Source organism: Lichenicoccus roseus, assembly GCF_005844085.1.
Classification (GTDB): Bacteria; Pseudomonadota; Alphaproteobacteria; order Acetobacterales; family Acetobacteraceae; genus Lichenicoccus; species Lichenicoccus roseus.
The window spans coordinates 159,251-178,249 of the sequence record NZ_VCDI01000001.1; the positions used below are offsets into that span (position 1 = coordinate 159,251).

Genomic DNA, 18,999 nt, shown 5'->3' on the forward strand with positions numbered 1-18,999 from the left:
ACACAATGAAGATCACCGGCATCCGTACCGTCGTCGTCAATGCCGAGATGCGGAACTGGATTTTCGTCCGCGTCGACACCGATCAGCCCGGCCTCCATGGCTGGGGCGAGGCGACGCTGGAATGGAAGACGCGAGCGGTCGTCGGCGCGGTGGACGATCTCGCGCCACTCATCATCGGCCGCGATCCGCGCGACATCGAACAGCTCGTCCGTATCATGCACAAGCACGGCTTCTGGCGCATCGGGGTGATCGGCACCAGCGCCGTCGCCGGCATCGAGGTGGCGCTCTGGGACATACTGGGCAAGAGCCTCGGCGTCCCGGTCTGGCGCCTGCTCGGCGGCAAGCTGCGCGACCGCGTGCGGGTCTATACCCATCTCGGCCTCGGCCAGATCGATGCCGTCTACAACAGCATGTCGCTGGCGCCGCTGATCGAGCGCGCGCGGGCGGTGGTGGAGCGCGGCTACACCGCGATGAAGGTCGTGTTCATTCCCTACACGCACTACACGGCGTCGCTGCGCGCGATCGATGACGTCGCGCGCATGATGGGGGAGTTGCGGGCCGCGGTCGGCGACGATGTCGAGCTGATGGTGGATTTCCACGGCCGCTGCGCCTCGGTCGGCGCGGCGCTGCACTATATCGACGCGCTGGCGCCGGGACGGCCGTTGTTCGTCGAGGAACCCCTGCCGCCGCAGGACAGCGACGGCATGAAGGCGCTGGCCGCCCGCACGCATGTGCCACTCGCGGCGGGCGAACGCCTGCTCGATCGCTGGGAGTTCGCGCCACTGTTCCGGGACCGCTCGATCGATATCGCACAGCCGGACCTGTGCCATGTCGGCGGCTTCACCGAGGCGCGCAAGATCGCCGCGATGGCGGAGGTCGCCGGCGTCGGCATCGCGCCGCACAATCCGCTCGGCCCGCTCGCGGGGGTCGCCGCGCTGCATTTCGACATCGCGACGCCGAACTTCGTGATCCAGGAGGAAATGACCGGCGCGGTGCCCTGGTACGGCGAGGTCCTGCAGGGGCCGATACGCATGGTGGATGGCCACTGGCAGATCCCGGAGGCGCCGGGCCTCGGCATCGAGATCGACGAGGCGGTCGCGGCCAGGCACCCGTTCAGGCAGGAAATCCTGGCGACCCGCGAGGCGGTGCTGCCGGACGGTACGGTGGTGGACTGGTGACCGGCCGCAACCCGGTCAGGTCGGGCAGATCAGCTGGTGTTCCGCGATGATCGCCGGCTGGACGGCGGTCGGGGCGGCTGGCGGGACGGCGGATAGCTGCGCCGCCGGGGCTTCCTCGAACAGGCGCGAGCGACGCAGCCCGGTCCTGTGCATGCGGTAGGATAGCGCGGTCCGCAGCACGCCGATCCCGTAGGTGATGCTGCGCCGGAGGTTGATCGACGACGCCTCGGCGAAATAGCGGGTCGGGCAGGAAATCTCGCCGCTCCGGAAGCCGAAATGGACGGCCTGCGCCAGCATCTGGTTGTCGAAGACGAAATCGTCGGAGCAGTGCAGCAATGGGAGGCGTTCCAGCACGTCGCGATTCCATGCGCGATAGCCGGAGTGATATTCGCTCAGCTTCTGGCCGAGCAGGGCGTTCTCGAACGCGGTCAGCAGCCGGTTGCAGATGTACTTGTAGAGCGGCATGCCGCCAGCCAGCGCACCGTTGCCCAGGATGCGCGAGGCGATCACCACGTCGTAGTGGCCGGACACCAGCATCGACGCCATCGCCGTGATCAGCTTCGGGGAGTACTGGTAGTCGGGGTGCAGCATCACGACGATGTCGGCGCCGCGCCCGAGGGCTTCGGCGTAGCAGGTCTTCTGGTTGCCGCCGTAGCCGCGATTGATCTGGTGGCGGATGGTGTGCAGGCCAAGCGCCTGTGCAAGCTCATACGTGCGGTCGCTGCTGGCGTCGTCGTTGAGGATGATGTCGTCGACGATGTCGCGCGGGATTTCCGCGATCGTCCGCTCCAGGGTTCTTGCCGCGTTATAGGCGGGCAGGACAACGGCTATACGCTTACCGGCCAGCATCGCCTGCTCCTGGAGACACCCGAGGTTGTATCACGACCGGTGATTTCTGTTGTAGTGGGAATCTGCGGCAAATAAGAATAGCAGCAACCGGCGGTGGAACTCGTTCAACCAGATGACCACGAGCACGTCCATCGCGGAATGGTCAAGGCCGGCTTCCGTCCTGACGCGCTGCGTACTGTATCTGTTGACCACCGTTCTGCTGGTGGTGTGCTGGTATTGCGTTCGCCTCAATTGGTCGCTTGGCGCCCTGCATCCGTCCCCGGTCAGCGGCGCCATGCCGGAGGAGGACCTTGCCAGCCTCTGGATGGCCGGGCATCTCGCCCGCCTCGGCCACTTGGACTGGCTCTATACCGCCCCCCTCTACGAGGCATGGCGGCATCGCATGTTCGGGCCGACGCTGGGTCCGCTGCCCTGGATCTACCCGCCCACGGTCCTGCTTCTGGGCGTGCCGCTCTCCTGGCTGCCGCTGCCGGCCGCGTTCCTGCTCTGGGATGCGGGAACGCTCCTGGCCGCCGTGCTGGTCCTGCGCCGGGCCGGGCTGCCGTGGCCGATCCTGTTGCTCGGCCTGGCGGCCCCGGCCAGCTGGCGCTCGCTGGTCCTGGGCCAATACGGCGTCATCGCCGGCGCCCTGGTGGTTGCGGGAACCCTGATCTCGCCTCGCCGGCCGGTCCGTGCCGGCATCATGCTCGGCCTGTGTACGCTCAAGCCGCAGCAGGGCATGATCCTGCCGGTCGCCTGGCTCGCGGCCCGCAATTGGCGAGCGATCGCCGCCGCCGCCGGCGTTGCCGTGTCCTTGGCGCTGCTGGTCGCTGGCTGGCTCGGCACCGGGTCCTGGCAGTTGTTCCTCACCCAGGGAACGCGATCGATGCACGCCCTGGTCGAGGCCGCACCGCCGACCGGCTACATCAACAGCGGCGTCTCGGTCTTCTGGGCCGCCCGGACGCTGGGCGCCGGGGTTGCGCCCGCCTACGTCCTGCAGGGCATGGCGGCCCTCGCCGCGATCGTGTTCGCCTACCGGGCATGGAGGCGCCCGGAAGCCGATCCGCTGGCCCGCATGGCGGTCACCGTATCCCTGTCGCTGCTGCTCACCCCGTACGGCTACACCTCCGACATGGTCGCCTGCTCGATCGCGCTGGTGGCGGTCGTCGCTCGGAACGGTTGGCGCATTCGACCGTGGCACGGCCTGTTCTGGCTGTGGCCCGGCTGCTGCCACATGGTCGCCCCGGGTTTCGGGATGATCCTCAACCCGGTCGCGGTCACCGCCACCGCCGCGATGGCCTGGCGACAGCTGCCGAAACCGGGCTGACCCGGTCGCGGCAGCCTTTGCTCAGCGTCCGATCGCGCGCAGCTTGCGACCTTCCATCAGGTTGCGCTCGATATGCTCGAGCGAGATGCCCTTGGTCTCCGGAACCAGCGTGATCGTCACCACGATGAACAGTGCATTCAGCGCCGCGTAGAGCCAGAAGGTCTGCGCGTTGCCGAAGGTGCTGAGCAGGGTCAGGAAGGTCTGGCCGACCACGAAGTTGGCCGCCCAGTTGGTGAAGGTCGAGCAGGCGATGCCGAAGTCGCGGCCCTGCAGCGGCTGCACCTCGGAGCACAGCACCCAGATCAGCGGCCCGGCGGAGAAGGCGAAGCCGGTGATGAAGCAGAGCAGCACGGCGATGGCGAGGATGCGCTGCAGCTCGCTGTCGATGCCTGCGAAGATCAGCAGGCCCAGGATGCCCATGCCGATCGCCATCACCGCAAAGCCCGAGATGAGCATCGGCCGGCGGCCCCAGCGATCGACCAGGCCGATGGCGATGAAGGTCGCCAGCACGTTCACCACGCCGACGACCGCAGTGCCCCAGAGCGAGGCATTCTGTCCGAAGCCGGCGAGACCGAAGATCTTGGGTGCGTAGTACATCACCACGTTCATGCCGGTGAACTGCTGCATCACCTGCAGCAGCACGCCGAACCAGACCGAGCGGCGGAAATTGGAGTTCGCCCTGAACATCGCGAATCCCTGCTGCTTGTTCCGGAGCTGGTCCTCGATTTCCTTAATCTCGCTCTGCACCGCCGCATCGTCCTGGCGCAGGTCGTTGAGCACATCCACCGCGTCCTGCCGCCTGCCCTTCATCATCAGCCATCGCGGGCTGTCGGGCAGCACGAACACGCCGGCCAGGAACAGCGCCCCGGGGATCGCGACCAGGCCGAGCATCCAGCGCCAGGCGCCGCTGTAGCTGAGCAGGGCGTCGGAGATGAAGGCTACCAGGATGCCGATGGTGATCATCAGCTGGTAGGTGGAAATCATCGATCCGCGACGAGCCTCGTCGGCGATTTCCGAGATGTAGAGCGGTGCGGTGAAGGTGGCGACGCCGATCGCCACGCCGAGCAGGACGCGGCCGGCCAGCAGCCAGCCGACCGAAGGCGCCAGCGCACAGAGCAGAGACGAGACCACGAACAGCGTGGCGCTCAGGATCAGCGAGCGCTTGCGGCCGAAGCTCGACGACAGGTAGCCGGCCAGGATGGCGCCGACCGCGGCGCCGAACATCATGCTGCTGACGATCAGTTCCTGCATCGTCTCGCTGACGCTGAACTGCTTTGCGATGAAGCCGAGCGCGCCCGAAATGACGCCGATATCTAGGCCGAACATCAGGCCGGCCAGGGCTGCTACGCCGCCTGTGAGGAGCGTCTTGCCGCTCTTCTTCGCAGTCGGCACCGAATAGGTTGTGGTGCTCATTGATCCGTCTCCCCGGGGCGCGTCGGCGCTGGGGCACACAGCATCCATGGTCGACGCGGCAAATTGATTAACGCCACTGCAACCGGCAAGTTGCAGTGGCGTGACGGCTCCGGGACTCAGGCAACTCTACCACCGGCGACGAGGCACCGCCGGGAGCGGGTCTGGCGGGCTAGGTCGCCCCGAAGACCAGGGCACGTAGCTCGATGCTCTGCCTGGGCGGGGCGTCCGGGGGCGTGGTCGGATCTGAGAAGGCGGTGTGCGGAGCAAAGCGCGACACCCCGGTCTCGCGGCTGTCGTAGCATTTGAGCAGCAGCACCTCGTCCGGCATCATCCTGGACAGGTAGTGCCAGCGCTGCCCCGGATTGTGGCGCACAGAATAGACCTCGCCGCGATGTTGCGGATAGACGAGATCGGTCGCGACCAGGTCGCCGGGCGCCAGGCTGGAGCCGTCGCAGACGGCGAGCGGACTGTCCAGCACCGGACCCCGTATCGGCCGCCAGACATTGATCACCTGCACCCGGCCGTCGAGCAGCGCCGCCGCCTCCGCCCCCAGATGCCGACGCACGCGCTCCGGACCGGAACTCAGCGTCTGGTCCACGTGCACGCGTGCAACCGGTTGCCGCTGGCCGGCGCGATCCTCCTGCCCAGGGATACGGCGGCGGATCGTGTGGTCGAAGATGAACACCCGGTGCGCCCCGGTGGCCTGCCGCAGCAAGGCCTCGGTTTCGGCGTAGTATGCGCCGACTATCGCGGCCTCGTCGGCGAAATCCCGCTCTGCGCTGCGGTGCCGCAGCACCGCGAAACCCTCGCGGTCGAGCGAGGCCGCGGCGGGGTCTGCGCGGAGGTCGCGAATGGCGACCTCATGCGGATCGTCGCCGAAGTTGCGGACCGGCACGCCAGGCGGCGGCGTGTAGTTGTAGGTCTCCGGCTTGCCATCGGCGGGGCCGATGAAGTTCAGGGAAGCGCGCACCACGCCGTCGCGGTGGATCGCCCGGTCGGCCTCGAGGCGGGTGTTGGCGTTCATCGAAGCGGCTCCGTTGAGTTCACGCCACGACATATGGGAGCGTCGGGCCGGAGTTCCACCAGACAGGAGTCACGTAAAATATAACTACAATTCAGGTAAGTGGTTCTTGCCCGTCACGGCCGCGCAGCGCGTTGAGATCCGCACGCGCCTTGTCGGCAACCTGTCCCCGCGGCACCAGGGCAAGGAAGCGCTCCAGGCACGCGACCGCCGCTGCCATGTTGCCGGCCTGCCGGTTCAGATCGGCGGCATTGAGCCAGTTTGCCGCGATGTCCGGCGCTATCTGCAGCATGCCACCGAGCGAGGTCAGCGCGGCCTCGACGTCGCCCGCGATCAGCCGGCGCTGCACGAGATTGCGCTGCATGCGCAGAAGCACCTCGCGGGTGGTCATGCGCCGGACCATGTCCGGCTGCAGCCGCACCGGAGCTGCACCAAGCCGTTCCAGCAGGGCCTGGAGATCGTCGGCATCGAGGGTGTCGCCACCGCCGAACGCATCGACCAGTACCACCGCCTCGGCATCGTCCTCGGTATCGTCAACCGACAATGCGACCAGGAAGTGATACGGGAAGTCGACGCCGAAACCGTCCCAGCCGGCCGCGCGGATGCAATGCAGCCACAGCACGCCGAGTGCCACCGGCAGCCCCTTGCGGCGGCCGATCACCTTGATCAGGTTGGCGTTGTCGAGATCGTCGTAGCTGTCGCTGTCGCCGCGATAGCCGTACCGCGCATGCAGCAGGCCGGCCAGGGCGCCGATCCTGGCCTCGGCGGACCTGCCCGTCATCAGATGGCCGATCGCTGCCGCTTCGCGGGCGAGTTCCGACAGGTGCTCCGAAGCCGACATCCAGTCCGTACCGGTCTCGTCGAGCCGCGCCAGCTGCAGCGCGGCCGGCGCCGGATCGATCTCGGAGTCCGGAAGCAGGCCGATGGCCGCCAGCGCCTGGATCGCTTCAATCACCGGCCGGTCCGATCACCGCGGGCGCCGCTCATGTCCCGGTCCCCCCGCCGGCCGCGTCGCACGCATCAGGTGCCTCCGGATCTGCTGGAGCCTACATCTCTGCAGGCATATGCGACTTCGCAACGCCCGGCATCATGTTCTCGCTGATGTTATGCATGATCCAGAGCGAGCCGACGATCAGGATCGCCACCGTCAGCACCGCGAAGGCGAAGGCGGTCACGTTCCAGCGCTGCTCGGAGGAGCCGTTCATGTGCAGGAAGAAGAACAGGTGGACGAACACCTGGACCGCGGCGAGGCCGGCAATGGCCAGCAGGGTCGCCACATGCGGCAGCACCGGCTCCATCACCAGGCCGAAGGCGGCACCGGTCAGGATGATGGAGAGGACGAAGCCGATCCCGTAGGACCCGACGCTGCCATGGCTCTCGCCCGTGTAGGCGCGGTTCATGTCGGCCATTACTGCACACCCATCAGGTAGACGAACGTGAACACGCAGATCCAGACGATATCCAGGAAGTGCCAGAACAGGCTGAGGCACATCAGCCGGTTCATGTAGGGGCCGGAAATGCCGTTCTTCTTGATCAGGATCTGCGACATCAGCACCACCATCCAGATCAGGCCGCAGGTGACGTGCAGCCCGTGGGTGCCGACCAGGGTGAAGAAGGCCGACAGGAAGGCGCTCTGGTCCGGACCATGCCCCTCGGCGACGAGGTGGCTGAACTCGTTCACCTCCATGCCGATGAAACCCAGGCCCAGCAGGAAGGTGATGCCCATCCACAGCACCAGGCCGCTGGTGCGGTTGCGATAGGCGTCCAGCATCGCCAGGCCATAGGTGCAGCTGCTGACCAGCAGCAGGAGGGTCTCCACGCCGACATACTTCAGGTCGAAGATGTCGTGGCCGCTGGGGCCGTCCGCGAACTGGTGCCTCGCCACCGCGAAGGCGGCGAACAGCGTCGCGAACAGGATGCAGTCGGTCATCAGGTAGAGCCAGAAGCCGAACACCGTGTTCGGCCCCGGCCCGTGGTGCTCGCCGTGCTCCGGATGCGCGGCGAGGCTCTCGTGCGTCGCGTCCATCAGGCACGCACCGCCGCGGCCACCCGGGCATTCGCCAGGCTCAGGGCGACCGCGCGCTCATGCTCGCCCTCGATACGGGCAACCTCGGAGGCGGGCACATAGTAGTCGATGTCGTCGTTGCAGCTGCGCACGATGAAGGTGGTGACCATGGCCAGGAAGCCGAACGCCGCCATCCACCAGATGTGCCAGATCAGTGCGAAGCCCATGATGGCCGCGAACACCGCGATGAACAGGCCGGCCGGCGTGTTGCGCGGCATGTGGATGTCCTCGTAGGCGCCCGTATGCTTGGCGATGCGGCCACGCTCCTTGGCGTCGCAGAACTCGTCCAGCGCATGCACGTGCGGCGTCACGGCGAAGTTGTAGAACGGCGGCGGCGAGGAGGTCGACCATTCCAGGGTGCGGCCACCCCACGGATCGCCGGTCCAGTCGCGCAGCGCCTCGCGCTGGCGGATGCTGACCACGATCTGCGTGACCTGCAGGACGATGCCCACCAGGATCATGCAGGCGCCGACCGCCGCCACTTCCAGCCAGGGGGTCCAGGCCGGATTGTCGTAGTGGTTCATGCGGCGCGTCATGCCCATGAAGCCGAGGACGTAGAGCGGCATGAAGGCGACGTAGAAGCCGCTCAGCCAGAACCAGAAGGACCACTTGCCGATCGTCTCGTTCAGCTTGAAGCCGAACGCCTTCGGGAACCAGTAGTTGAAGCCGGCGACATAGCCGAACAGCACGCCGCCGATGATGACGTTGTGGAAGTGCGCGATCAGGAACAGCGAATTGTGCAGGACATAGTCGGCGCCCGGCACGGCGAGCAGCACGCCGGTCATGCCGCCGATGGTGAAGGTCACCATGAAGCCGATGGTCCACAGGATCGGCGTGTGGAACTCGACACGGCCGCGGAAGATCGTGAACAGCCAGTTGAACACCTTCACCCCGGTCGGGATGGCGATGATCATCGTCGTGATGCCGAAGAAGGCATTCACGTTGGCGCCGGAGCCCATGGTGAAGAAATGGTGCAGCCAGACCACGAACGAGAGCACGGTGATCGAGATGGTCGCGTAGACCATCGCCGCATAGCCGAACAGGTGCTTCTTGGAGAAGGTCGCAACCACCTCCGAGAACACGCCGAACGCCGGCAGGATCAGGATGTACACCTCCGGATGGCCCCAGGCCCAGATGAGGTTCACGTACATCATCTGGTTGCCGCCGGCATCGTTGGTGAAGAAGTGCATGCCGAGATAGCGGTCCAGCGTCAGCAGGCCGAGCGTCACCGTCAGGATCGGGAAGGCCGCCATGATGAGCACGTTGGTGCAGAGCGCGGTCCACACGAAGACCGGCATCTTCATGTAGTTCATGCCGGGTGCGCGCATCTTGAGGATGGTGACGAAGAAGTTGATCCCCGTCAGCAGTGTCCCGATGCCCGATATCTGCAGCGACCAGATGTAGTAGTCGACGCCGACGCCGGGGCTGTACTGCAGCTCCGACAGCGGCGGATAGGCGAGCCAGCCGGTCTGCGCGAATTCGCCGATGGCGAGCGAGATGTTGACCAGGCCGACGCTGACCGCGGTGAGCCAGAAGCTGACCGAGTTCAGGAACGGGAATGCCACGTCGCGTGCGCCGATCTGCAGCGGCACCGCGATGTTCATCAGGCCGATCATGAACGGCATCGCCATGAAGAAGATCATGATGACGCCGTGCGCGGTGAAGATCTGGTCGTAGTGGTGCGGCGGCAGGTAGCCGGGCGCACCGTCATGCGCGATCGCCTGCTGCGCGCGCATCATGATGGCGTCGGAGAAGCCGCGCAGCAGCATCACCAGGGCGAGCAGGATGTACATCACGCCGATCTTCTTGTGATCGACCGAGGTCAGCCATTCCCGCCACAGGTATGGCCATTGGCGATACCAGGTCACCAGCCCGAGAACCACGGCGACCACGCCGCCCATGAAAAGAACGGCGCCCATCTCGATGGGATTGTCGAACGGAATATCCGCCCAGGTCAGCTTGCCGAGCATAGTCTCACTCTGCCTTCATGCCGGAATTGAAGTGCATCGCCTTGCCTCGATACTTGGCGATGATCTGGTCGAACATCCCAGGCTGGACCTGGGCGAAGTAGGTCGCGGGCACCTTCTCGCTCGGTGCCGCCACGGCCGAATAGTTGGCGTTGGTCAGGTTGCGGCCGGAGTGGCGTACCTGATCGACCCAGCCCTTGAAGCCGGCGTCGGTCGTTGCGATAGCGTTGAAATGCATGTCCGAGAAGCCGGCGCCACTGAACTGCGCCGACTCGCCGAAATAGCGGCCCGGCTTGTCGGCGATCAGGTGCAGGCCCGTCTCCATGCCGGCCATGGCGTAGATCTGGCTGCCCAGTCGCGGGATGAAGAACGAGTTCATCACGCTGTCCGAGGTGATGTGGAACTCGATCGGGGTGCCGATCGGAAACGCGATCTCGTTGACCGTGGCGATGCCCTGCTCCGGGTAGATGAACATCCATTTCCAGTCGAGCGCCACCACGTCGATCACCACCGGCTTGCGGCTGGAGGTGAGCGGCTTGTACGGATCGAGCGAGTGGGTGGTCTGCCAGGTGATGACCGCAAGCACCGCGATGATGGCGATCGGCACCGCCCACACCACCGTCTCCACCGGGCGGCTATGCGCCCAGTTCGGCGAATAGGTCGCCTGCGTGTTGGTGGCCCGATAGCGCCAGGCGAACAGCAGGGTAAGGCTGATCACCGGCACGACCACGATCAGCATCAGCCAGGTCGAGAGGATGATCAGGCTTTTTTCCTGCTGGCCGATATTGCCCATCGGGTCCAGCACGTCGAGCTGGCATCCACCGAGCAGAAATGCCGCGCCGAAAGCGCCTGCGCCCGGCAGCCATCGGGAAATCCTGTTCTTCATCAAGCGCCTCAATCGACCTGACCCAATCGCGGGTGCGGGGCCCTTCCGCCAAACGGCGCGAACATAGGCGCAGCGACTGTCACAGGCCAGACGCAAACGCACATAATGCTGCGCCGCAACACGTTTCTATGAACAGCCATTCAGCAGCGTCAGCCAGCAGTTGCCTGCCGGGCGGCCTGGTGGACGGCACGCGCCATTGCCGCGATGCCGTTGCCGCGGTTGGTCGACAGGGCTTCGAGCAGGCCCAGATCCTTCAGGAACACCGGGTCGGTCGCCAGCACCTCGGCAGGGCTGCGGCCGGAGTACACCCGCAGCAGCAGGGCAATCAGTCCGGAGACGATGGCCGCGTCCGAAGCGCCGGCCAGTCGCAGCACGCCGTCCGCATGCTCCGCTTCCATCCAGACCCGGCTCTGGCAGCCGGGAACACGGTGCCTATCGTCGGTCCACGGCTCGGGAAACGGCGGCAGCTTGCGGCCCAGTTCGATGATGTACTGGTAGCGCTGCATCCAGTCGTCGAAGACATCGAGCTCCTCGGCGATGGCGGCTATCGCTTCGGCTGCCGTCGCCTCCTCGGGGACGACGAACGGATCGGCGGTGGTCGCGGCGTCCGGCATGGCCGCCATCCTAGAGGATGAACCGGCTGAGGTCGCCCTTCTGTGCCAGCGGCGCCACCTTGTCGCGGACATACCCGGCATCGATGCGCACGGTGTCGCCCGGCCGGTCGCTGGCGGTGAAGCTCACCTCCTCGAGCAGTCTCTCGAGCACGGTCGCCAGCCGGCGGGCACCGATATTCTCCACCCGGTCGTTGATGTCGGCGGCGAGATCGGCCAGCGCATCGATGGCATCCTCGCCGAAGTCCAGCGCCAGGCGCTCGGTCTTCATCAGCGCGGTGTACTGCTTGAGCAGCGAGTGCTCGGGCTCGGTCAGGATCCGCCGCAGATCGTCGCGCGACAGCGGCGCCAGCTCGACGCGTATCGGCAGGCGGCCCTGCAGCTCGGGCAGCAGGTCGGCGGGCTTGGCCAGATGGAACGCGCCGGAAGCGATGAACAGGATGTGGTCGGTCTTGACCGGGCCATACTTGGTCGAGACCGTGGTACCCTCGATCAGCGGCAGCAGGTCGCGCTGCACACCCTCGCGCGATACGTCGCCACCCCGGAAGCCGCCCTCGGACGAGCGCGCACAGACCTTGTCGATCTCGTCGAGGAACACGATGCCGTGGTCCTGGGCGTGCGCCACCGCCTCGCGGGTCAGGCTGTCGTTGTCGAGCAGGCGGTCGGCCTCCTCGCGCTGCAGGGCGATCCGGGCCGCCTCCACCGTCATCCGGCGCGGGGTCGCCTGCTTGTTGAACATGCCCTTCATCATCTCGCCGAGATTGATGACGCTGCCGCCCGGCATGCCGGGGATGTCCATCCCCTGCGGCGCGCCCTGCGGATCGGCGACCGCGACCTCGACCTCCTTGGCCTCCAGCTCGCCGTCCCGCAACATGCGGCGGAACTTGCCCTTGGTGTCGGCGCTCGCGGTCTCGCCAACCAGGGCATTGACCAGCCGGTCCTCGGCGGCGAGCTCGGCACGTGTCTGCACGTCGCGGCGCTTGAGGTCACGCAGCATGGTGATGCTGACCTCGACCAGGTCGCGCACGATGCTCTCGACGTCGCGGCCGACATAGCCCACCTCGGTGAACTTGGTCGCCTCGACCTTGAGGAACGGCGCCTGCGCCAGCTTGGCCAGGCGCCGGGCGATCTCGGTCTTGCCGCAGCCGGTCGGGCCGATCATCAGGATGTTCTTCGGCACCACCTCCTCGCGGAGGTCCTCGGAAAGCTGCGCGCGGCGCCACCGGTTGCGCAGCGCGATCGCCACCGCGCGCTTGGCATCGGTCTGGCCGACGATGAACCGGTCGAGCTCGGAGACGATCTCGCGCGGCGAGTAGGTCGGGACTTCCATCAGCGTGTCCCTTCCGCCGCCAGGCTCTCGACGATCAGCGAGTGGTTGGTGTAGACGCAGATGTCGGCGGCGATGCGCATCGCGCGACGCGCGACGTCCTCCGCCGAAAGCCCGTCCACGCTCATCAAGGCGCGTGCGGCGGCAAGCGCGTAGTTGCCACCCGAGCCGATCGCGATCACGCCGTCTTCCGGCTCCAGCACGTCGCCGTTTCCGGTGAGGGTGAAGGAGCGGGTGGCGTCGGCCACCACCATCATCGCCTCCAGCCGGCGCAGGTAGCGGTCGGTGCGCCAGTCCTTGGCAAGCTCGACGCAGGCGCGCTCGAGCTGGCTGGGATAGCGTTCCAGCTTGGCTTCCAGCCGCTCGAGCAGCGTGAAGGCATCCGCGGTGGCTCCCGCGAAGCCGGACAGGATGGCGCCGTCCGGTCCGATCCGGCGCACCTTGCGGGCGTTGCCCTTGATGACCGTCTGGCCAAGGGTGACCTGGCCGTCGCCGGCGACGGTGACCTGGTCGCCGCGCCGGACGCACAGGATGGTGGTTCCGTGCCAGCCGATGGGATCGTGGCCGGCGGCCGGACCGGTAAACTGCGATGTCTGCATGATGGCGGTAGATAATCAGTCTGCATCGCGGCGCAAGCCGGGCAGCAACGCCAGTCGCGGTTCAGGAGCCCGCCGGAGGGGAAGCCGGCGCGGTATCGAGCTCGCGCAGCAGGTCGATCAGCTGGCTCGGGCGGAACGGCTTGGCCAGCATCCTCTCGCCAGGGCGCAGCGTTCGGTCTTCCAGCACATCGGCCCGACCGGTGATGTAGACCACCGCGATGTCCGGCAGCAGCGCCTGGGCGATGGCGGCAACGACGAAGCCGTTGCGTCCGGTGCGCAGGTCGAGGTCGGTCACCAGGACGCGCGGCTTCACCTGCTCGTCGCGCAACGCTGCCAGCGCCTCCGCCTCGCTCGCCGCCTCGACCACGCCGATGCCGGCATCGCGCAGCGCCTCGCCGAGCGTTGTCCGCACCAGCGGGTCGTCGTCGAGCAACAACAGGTCACACATCAGGTGTCCTTCCCGCCCACGACGATGCAACGAAATACCGGCGCAGTTCTATCACGGATAGATAACGTCGAAACGCTCTGTTTTCCCAAGCGCTTCGTCCGAGCGACGGTTGCAGGGGAAACAGCATGTCCACGATCGACCAGGGAAGCGGGCCAGGCAGCGGTCCGGCGGGCGCGGCGCAGGCAGCGGGCGACACCCGGCGTCCAAGGATCAGCCACCTGCTGGAGACCTCGGTCTATGTCGCCCACCTGGACCGGGCGCAGCACTTCTACCAGGAAGTGTTCGGCTTCGAGCTGTTCCTGCGTGACGAACGCATGGCGGGCCTGGCGATCCCGGGTTCGAGCGTCCTGTTGCTGTTCCTGGCCGGCGCCTCGACGCAGCCGACCCCGACCGATGGCGGCGGCGCGATCCCGCCGCATGACGGCGGCGGCGCGGTGCATCTGTGCCTGGCAATGCCGCTCGGCGAGATCGAGGCCTGGGAGGCACATCTTGCCCGGCTCGGGGTGCCGGTGGAAAGCCGCATTACCTGGCCGCGCGGGGGCGTCAGCCTCTACGTGCGCGACCCCGACGGCAGCCTGCTCGAAATTGCCACCCCGGGGCTTTGGCCAAGCTGGTAGTCGCAAATTATAACGTCTGACACTAGGGATTTTACGATTTATTCATTACGTTAATCCGGATCCGCACGGCGATTGTCCCGGCTGTCGAACCGTTATCGGAACGGTATCCCAGGACCTCATTCCATGCTTGAACTTGCCATCATGCTCATGAGCTTTGTCTCCTTCGGAACGCTGTGGGCGTTCTGCGCGATGTTGTTCGACCGCACTCCGATGCTTTCGCCGGAGGACGTCTGAGCCTGCATCACACCGAGATCGGCACCTCGATCAGGTTGGGCAGGCCTGAGGCGATCCCCGCCTCGACGGCCTGGGCGATGTCGGCGGCGCGATCGACCCGCCGGGCAGGTACTCCCATCGAGGCGGCCAGCGCGAGGTAGTCGATCGGTGGATCGATCAGGTCCATGGCGATGAAGCGGTTCGAGGCGCGCGACAGGTAGTGCGCCTGTCCCTTCATGTAGTTCTTCAGGATGTTGTATTCGCGGTTGTTCATGACCACGAACGTCACCGGCAGCTTCTCGTGCGCCGCCGTCCACAGCGCCTGCGGCGAATACAGCGCCGCGCCGTCGCCGACCAGGCACACCACCGGCTCGCGGCCGATGCCGAGGCTGTAGCCGACCGAGGCCGGCAGGCCCCAGCCGAGTGCGCCGCCGCGGAGGAAGGCATACTCGCGCACCGTCTCGCTGTACAGCAGCGACCGCAGATGGCCGGAGGTGGCGATCGCCTCGTCGACGATCGGGATCTTCGGACCGATGGCGCGCAGCACCTCGCGGGCGGCGACCAGCGGCGTGGTGACCGCCTGCCCGGCCTCGCGATCGGCCTGCGCCGCCAGCGCCTCGCGACGCGCGCGCATGGCGGTGGCGTGGCCGGCGGCGGCGCGGTCGTGCGCCTCGCGGCGTGGCGCCACCCGGTCGCGCAGCATCGGCACCAGCACGCGCAGCGAGGCCTGGATATCGCCCTGCAGCGACAGCTCGGTCGGATAGGAGCGGCCGAGATCGCGCACGTCGGTCGAGAGCTGGAACACCCGGCAGGTATCCGGCACCGCCGAACCCTCGGTGTAGAGGATCGTGATCACCGACTTGCCGCCGAGCGCGAACAGCGCGTCGTAACCCGCCAGCACCTCGGCGATCTCGTTGGCGCGGGTCGGCAGGTTGCCGCTCCAGAGCGGGTGCGCCGTCGGAAACGGCAGGTGCGCCGGCCAGGACGAGCCGTACACCGGCGCGCCGAGCGCGTCCGCCAGCAGCACCATCTCGCCGGTCGCCCCACGCGCGCTCACCTCGTCGCCGGCAATCAGGGCCAGACGGCCGGGCGGGATCGAGGCCAGCAGATCGGCGAGCCGGTCGAGCGAACCCGCGACCGAGGCGGTATCGATGGTGGAGCGCTCCGGGACGGCGATGGTGGTCATCGCCTCCATCATGTCCATCGGCAGCGACAGGAAGACCGGCCCGGACGGGGCGGCCGCGCAATCCAGGAAGGCGCGCCGCACCAGGATCGGCAGCTGGTCGACATGGGTGACCTCGCGCGCCCACTTCACGCTGGGGGCCGCAATGCCGACCAGGTCGCCGAACAGCAGCGGGTCCATCAGCGCATGGCGGCTGTCCTGCTGGCCAGCGGTCACCACCAGCGGCGTCCCGGAGATCGAGGCGTTCAGCAGATTGCCGAGCCCATGCCCCAGCCCTCCGGCGGTATGCAGGTTGATGAAGCCGGGGCGCCGCGCCGCCTGCGCGTAGCCGTCGGCCATCGCCACCACGCTCGCTTCCTGCAGGGCGAGCACGTAGTCGATCTGCGTGGTGCTCAGCAGGGCGTCGATCAGGGGCAGCTCGGTGGTGCCGGGATTGCCGAAGATATACTCGACGCCCTCGCCTTCGAGCAGTTCGAGCAGCAGCTCGGCGCCACGACGCGGCGCGAGGTCGGCGGCGCGCCGGACACCGCTGGACCCGGCGCCGAGGGTGGATGGGTCGGACATCGGTGGCGCTCCGGTTGCAGGTCGCCATGATGCCGGCATGACGCACCGGCGTCAGCCCCTCCGGCAGCAGTGCCATGTCGCGACATGCTGCAGCTAATTTCGCAATAACGGTCTCCGTCCGACAAAATACCGTTTTCGTCCGTTACAACAAATATAGATGCGTGTTAGCCTAGTAATACTTCGTCAAAGCGAGGTGAGTAACGATCTCGTTGCTTGGTTGGAAGTTTCGTCTTCGACATGTTGTCGGCAGTGCTTCAACCGGATTACCCCTCGTCATGTGGCTGGCAAGATCCGCTCGCTGGGCTCTGCTGTTCGCATGCCTTGCCGGGACCTCCTCCGCTTTGTCGGTCGTCGGCGGCGCAAGATCGCTCGATACCCCGCCCAACGGAGCGCCGGGCTTCGCAACGCTGCCGAGCATCGGGGGAGCGCCGGCAACCGCTTCCGTCCGTCCGCGGGGGATGCCCAGGGGCCGGCACATGGAGCCGATCGCCGATGCGCTCGCCGACGCCGCGACGTTGCCGTCGGGCACCGAGTTGCTGGTCGGTCCGGGCTGGCTGCTCTGCACCAAGAACGGAGCCTGCATCCTGCATGACGAGGACGATCCGAGGGTGTCGATGACCATCGGGACTGCCTTCCTGGTCAACGGGCAGCGCGAGATGCTGGTCGCCAACCCGTCGCTGCTGAATGCACCGGCGGCGGTGCGGCTGGTCCGCGCCAGCAGCGGCCGGACGTCCTACCAGGCCCTCGAGGTAGTCGACGCCAGGACGCGCGAGCCTATCGGCCTGGAGTGATCGCGGGGCCGGACGCCGTGGCGAACCAGCGGGTGAACCAGGCGACGCCGCGGCGCTTCAGGTCCTCGCGATCGGCCTCGTGCACCAGGGCGTGGCCCTCGCCCGGGTAGACGACGAAGCTCGCCGGGACGTGCAGCGCCCGCATGGCGGTGAAGAACTCCTGGCTCTGCGGCAGCGGACATTCCACATCGCGCTCGCCGACGGCGATCAGTACCGGTGTCGCCACGCCGCGCATGTGGGTGATCGGCGAGGCGCGCAGGTAGGGCGCCGGATTGTCATACACCGAGCCGCCGAAATTGACCTCGTCGGACCCGGCCTGCGGCGCCTCGCCCTCGATCGACAGCCAGTCCGACACGCCCGCATCGGCGACGCCGGCGCGGAAGCGATGGGTCTGGGTGACCGCCCACATCGTCATGTAGCCGCCGTACGAGCCCCCGGTGATGCCGAGCCGGCGATCGTCGATTGGTGCCGCGCGTTCGGCGGCGTCGACCCCGGTCAGCACGTCGCGCCAGTCGCCGCCGCCGATGTCGCGTATGCTGCCGGCGGCGAACGCCTCGCCCTGGCCGAAGCTGCCGCGATAGTTCGGCTCGAACACGTCCCAGCCCTGTTCCAGCCAGGCGCGCACGGCACCGCGCATGGACGGAAATTCCGGTGTCGCGGCGGCCTCCGGACCGCCATGCACGTCGACGATCATCGGCCGCCTGGCGGTGCCGGCGTGCGCGGGCGTCAGCAGCCAGCCCTGCACGTCGAGCCCGTCGTTGCGCCAGGTGATCGAGCGGGCAGTGCCGGCGGCGGCGGCACCATCGTTGTCGTGGGTGATCGGCCGCCAGGCGCCGACCGGGCCGGCCACGATCGCGGGCGCGCGGTCGAAGCTCTGCGACACCGCGGCGGAGCCGTGCCGGCTGCAGGACAGCGATAGATTCCAGCCACCGGCCGACAGCATGCGCTGGCCGGACCACAGCGTGCGCGGCGGCATCCCCGGCGCCAGGGTGGCGATGGCGCTGTCGCCGCCCGAGAGCATGGTCGCGGTCAGGCCGTCGCCGCAGTGCCAGTCGAGCGAGGTGACGGTGGCGTGCAGCCCGGGGGTGAGGTTGCGTGGCGGCGTCGCCGAGGCGCCGGAGAGCGGCAGCAGGAACGCGTCGCCGCCGGTGGAGCCGAAATCGCTCATCCAGCCGCCGATGAAGGCGACGCTGGCGCCGTCCGGGGCGACCACCGGACTGGCCAGTTGCTCGCTCGGTCCGGGGGTGAACAACGTGCGCGCGGCGCCCGATCGATCGAAGGCGTAGAGCCGCGCGACCCACCAGTTGCTGTCGCCGTTGCCGTGCGCCGCGGTGGCGACGAAGCCGCCATCCGGGCGCCAGTCATATTCGTAGACGTAGAGATCGGCCGGCGATGCAAATCGCAGCGCGCCGTGCTCGACGGTGGCGATGCGCTGCTCGTCGAAGGTGACGCCGACCTCGCCCTGCAGGGGCGCTGCCGCCTGGGTGGCGCCGACGCGCTTGTGGGCGTTCGCGGTGGCCAGCACGGCGAGCCGGTCGCCGGGGCCGTAGCGCAGGCTGTCGAGCGGCCCGTCGAACGACAGGATGCGGCGCGGCGTGCCACCGGTGGCGGCGACGGTCTCGATGGTGGTGCCGACTCCGTCCGGCGCGTCGAGCAGGAAGGCGAGCGTGCTGCCGTCGTGCGACCACGCCAGCGAGGATGGCGCGCAGCCCGGCTGGCCGTCGCACGGCAGCGCCACCGGCCGGGCGCTGCCGTCGAGTCCGCGGATCAGCAGGCGGGCGGGCGGCTGCGTCTCCGCAGGCAGGTCCAGCGTCTCGATCGAGGCGACGTGCAGCCCGTCCGGCGCGATCGCGACGCTCCTGAACAGGTGCAGGGGCGGCGTGTCGGCCGAAGCGTCGGCAAACGGAACGAGGGCGAGGAGAGAGGTGGCAGCAAGCAAGCGAAGCATGACCGGGGTCTGG

General features: G+C 67.5%; 18 protein-coding genes. 4 read left to right on the forward strand and 14 right to left on the reverse strand.

Translation table 11 applies throughout. The features are described from left to right. Window positions 1-5 precede the first annotated feature (5 nt). Window positions 6-1,178, forward strand: coding sequence for a galactonate dehydratase (gene dgoD, locus FE263_RS00660; RefSeq protein ID WP_138324034.1), 1,173 nt, complete (start codon window positions 6-8; stop codon window positions 1,176-1,178). Window positions 1,179-1,193: 15 nt separating this feature from the next. Here the strand turns inward: dgoD and FE263_RS00665 are convergent, their stop codons facing one another. After that, window positions 1,194-2,027 carry a glycosyltransferase family 2 protein gene (locus tag FE263_RS00665; protein ID WP_138324035.1) on the reverse strand — a complete coding sequence of 278 codons (834 nt, stop codon included), beginning with the start codon at window positions 2,025-2,027 and terminating at the stop codon, window positions 1,194-1,196. A 112-nt stretch (window positions 2,028-2,139) separates the two neighbouring features. On the opposite strand from FE263_RS00665, the gene FE263_RS00670 reads away from it, so the two are divergent. Next, window positions 2,140-3,333: a glycosyltransferase family 87 protein gene (locus FE263_RS00670; RefSeq protein ID WP_138324036.1), complete on the forward strand. Its 1,194-nt coding sequence runs from the start codon at window positions 2,140-2,142 to the stop codon at window positions 3,331-3,333. 21 nt (window positions 3,334-3,354) lie between these two features. On the opposite strand, the gene FE263_RS00675 is transcribed toward FE263_RS00670, so the two are convergent. The 11 genes from FE263_RS00675 to FE263_RS00725 form a co-directional block, all read right to left on the reverse strand. After that, a complete protein-coding gene (locus FE263_RS00675; protein WP_138324037.1) occupies window positions 3,355-4,746 on the reverse strand; it encodes a sugar porter family MFS transporter in 1,392 nt (463 codons plus the stop codon). Window positions 4,747-4,915: 169 nt separating this feature from the next. Further along, the gene (locus FE263_RS00680) at window positions 4,916-5,770 is read right to left on the reverse strand and encodes a CmcJ/NvfI family oxidoreductase (protein ID WP_138324038.1); all 855 of its coding nucleotides are present in this window, start codon (window positions 5,768-5,770) and stop codon (window positions 4,916-4,918) included. A 91-nt stretch (window positions 5,771-5,861) separates the two neighbouring features. After that, complete coding sequence (locus tag FE263_RS00685) at window positions 5,862-6,722, reverse strand: SirB1 family protein (RefSeq protein WP_138324039.1); 861 nt, start codon at window positions 6,720-6,722, stop codon at window positions 5,862-5,864. Between the two features lie 91 nt (window positions 6,723-6,813). After that, on the reverse strand, window positions 6,814-7,176 hold the full coding sequence (gene cyoD, locus FE263_RS00690; protein ID WP_138324040.1) for a cytochrome o ubiquinol oxidase subunit IV: 363 nt from the start codon (window positions 7,174-7,176) through the stop codon (window positions 6,814-6,816). After that, window positions 7,176-7,793, reverse strand: coding sequence for a cytochrome o ubiquinol oxidase subunit III (gene cyoC / locus FE263_RS00695; RefSeq protein ID WP_138324041.1), 618 nt, complete (start codon window positions 7,791-7,793; stop codon window positions 7,176-7,178). The genes cyoD and cyoC overlap by 1 nt, the downstream gene beginning before the upstream one ends. Beyond that, the gene (cyoB, locus tag FE263_RS00700; protein WP_138324042.1) at window positions 7,793-9,802 is read right to left on the reverse strand and encodes a cytochrome o ubiquinol oxidase subunit I; all 2,010 of its coding nucleotides are present in this window, start codon (window positions 9,800-9,802) and stop codon (window positions 7,793-7,795) included. Before cyoB ends, cyoC begins: the two co-directional genes overlap by 1 nt. A 4-nt stretch (window positions 9,803-9,806) precedes the next feature. Next, window positions 9,807-10,685, reverse strand: coding sequence for a ubiquinol oxidase subunit II (gene cyoA, locus FE263_RS00705; RefSeq protein WP_138324043.1), 879 nt, complete (start codon window positions 10,683-10,685; stop codon window positions 9,807-9,809). Between the two features lie 149 nt (window positions 10,686-10,834). Further along, complete coding sequence (locus FE263_RS00710) at window positions 10,835-11,299, reverse strand: SufE family protein (RefSeq protein ID WP_138324044.1); 465 nt, start codon at window positions 11,297-11,299, stop codon at window positions 10,835-10,837. A 10-nt stretch (window positions 11,300-11,309) separates the two neighbouring features. After that, window positions 11,310-12,626, reverse strand: a complete 1,317-nt coding sequence (gene hslU, locus FE263_RS00715; protein ID WP_138324045.1) for an ATP-dependent protease ATPase subunit HslU — start codon at window positions 12,624-12,626, stop codon at window positions 11,310-11,312. Continuing rightward, window positions 12,626-13,222, reverse strand: a complete 597-nt coding sequence (hslV, locus tag FE263_RS00720) for an ATP-dependent protease subunit HslV (protein ID WP_138324046.1) — start codon at window positions 13,220-13,222, stop codon at window positions 12,626-12,628. Before hslV ends, hslU begins: the two co-directional genes overlap by 1 nt. 61 nt (window positions 13,223-13,283) lie before the next feature. Further along, window positions 13,284-13,670, reverse strand: a complete 387-nt coding sequence (locus tag FE263_RS00725; protein ID WP_138324047.1) for a response regulator — start codon at window positions 13,668-13,670, stop codon at window positions 13,284-13,286. A 125-nt stretch (window positions 13,671-13,795) separates the two neighbouring features. Between FE263_RS00725 and FE263_RS00730 the strand changes: the two genes are divergently transcribed. Then, on the forward strand, window positions 13,796-14,287 hold the full coding sequence (locus FE263_RS00730) for a VOC family protein (protein ID WP_138324048.1): 492 nt from the start codon (window positions 13,796-13,798) through the stop codon (window positions 14,285-14,287). 241 nt (window positions 14,288-14,528) lie between these two features. On the opposite strand, the gene FE263_RS00735 is transcribed toward FE263_RS00730, so the two are convergent. Beyond that, window positions 14,529-16,247: a thiamine pyrophosphate-binding protein gene (locus FE263_RS00735; RefSeq protein WP_138324049.1), complete on the reverse strand. Its 1,719-nt coding sequence runs from the start codon at window positions 16,245-16,247 to the stop codon at window positions 14,529-14,531. Between the two features lie 476 nt (window positions 16,248-16,723). Here FE263_RS00735 and FE263_RS00740 point away from each other — a divergent pair, with 476 nt between their 5' ends. Further along, window positions 16,724-17,038, forward strand: coding sequence for a hypothetical protein (locus FE263_RS00740; protein WP_138324050.1), 315 nt, complete (start codon window positions 16,724-16,726; stop codon window positions 17,036-17,038). Here the strand turns inward: FE263_RS00740 and FE263_RS00745 are convergent. Beyond that, entirely contained in the window at window positions 17,022-18,986 is a 1,965-nt protein-coding gene (locus FE263_RS00745; RefSeq protein ID WP_138324051.1) for a S9 family peptidase, read from the reverse strand. The two genes, FE263_RS00740 and FE263_RS00745, sit on opposite strands and share 17 nt — an antisense overlap. Between the last annotated feature and the right edge of the window lie 13 nt (window positions 18,987-18,999).

Excerpts from the sequence above, each read along its gene's own strand:
- FE263_RS00745 (WP_138324051.1), bottom strand. The coding sequence starts at position 18,986 with ATGCTTCGCTTGCTTGCTGCCACCTCTCTCCTCGCCCTCGTTCCGTTT.
- FE263_RS00710 (WP_138324044.1), bottom strand. The coding sequence starts at position 11,299 with ATGCCGGACGCCGCGACCACCGCCGATCCGTTCGTCGTCCCCGAGGAG.
- FE263_RS00735 (WP_138324049.1), bottom strand. The coding sequence starts at position 16,247 with ATGTCCGACCCATCCACCCTCGGCGCCGGGTCCAGCGGTGTCCGGCGC.
- FE263_RS00730 (WP_138324048.1), top strand. The coding sequence starts at position 13,796 with ATGTCCACGATCGACCAGGGAAGCGGGCCAGGCAGCGGTCCGGCGGGC.
- cyoB (WP_138324042.1), bottom strand. The coding sequence starts at position 9,802 with ATGCTCGGCAAGCTGACCTGGGCGGATATTCCGTTCGACAATCCCATC.
- FE263_RS00680 (WP_138324038.1), bottom strand. The coding sequence starts at position 5,770 with ATGAACGCCAACACCCGCCTCGAGGCCGACCGGGCGATCCACCGCGAC.
- FE263_RS00675 (WP_138324037.1), bottom strand. The coding sequence starts at position 4,746 with ATGAGCACCACAACCTATTCGGTGCCGACTGCGAAGAAGAGCGGCAAG.
- cyoD (WP_138324040.1), bottom strand. The coding sequence starts at position 7,176 with ATGGCCGACATGAACCGCGCCTACACGGGCGAGAGCCATGGCAGCGTC.
- hslU (WP_138324045.1), bottom strand. The coding sequence starts at position 12,626 with ATGGAAGTCCCGACCTACTCGCCGCGCGAGATCGTCTCCGAGCTCGAC.
- FE263_RS00725 (WP_138324047.1), bottom strand. The coding sequence starts at position 13,670 with ATGTGTGACCTGTTGTTGCTCGACGACGACCCGCTGGTGCGGACAACG.
- FE263_RS00670 (WP_138324036.1), top strand. The coding sequence starts at position 2,140 with ATGACCACGAGCACGTCCATCGCGGAATGGTCAAGGCCGGCTTCCGTC.
- hslV (WP_138324046.1), bottom strand. The coding sequence starts at position 13,222 with ATGCAGACATCGCAGTTTACCGGTCCGGCCGCCGGCCACGATCCCATC.
- dgoD (WP_138324034.1), top strand. The coding sequence starts at position 6 with ATGAAGATCACCGGCATCCGTACCGTCGTCGTCAATGCCGAGATGCGG.
- FE263_RS00740 (WP_138324050.1), top strand. The coding sequence starts at position 16,724 with ATGGAGCCGATCGCCGATGCGCTCGCCGACGCCGCGACGTTGCCGTCG.
- FE263_RS00665 (WP_138324035.1), bottom strand. The coding sequence starts at position 2,027 with ATGCTGGCCGGTAAGCGTATAGCCGTTGTCCTGCCCGCCTATAACGCG.
- cyoC (WP_138324041.1), bottom strand. The coding sequence starts at position 7,793 with ATGGACGCGACGCACGAGAGCCTCGCCGCGCATCCGGAGCACGGCGAG.
- cyoA (WP_138324043.1), bottom strand. The coding sequence starts at position 10,685 with ATGAAGAACAGGATTTCCCGATGGCTGCCGGGCGCAGGCGCTTTCGGC.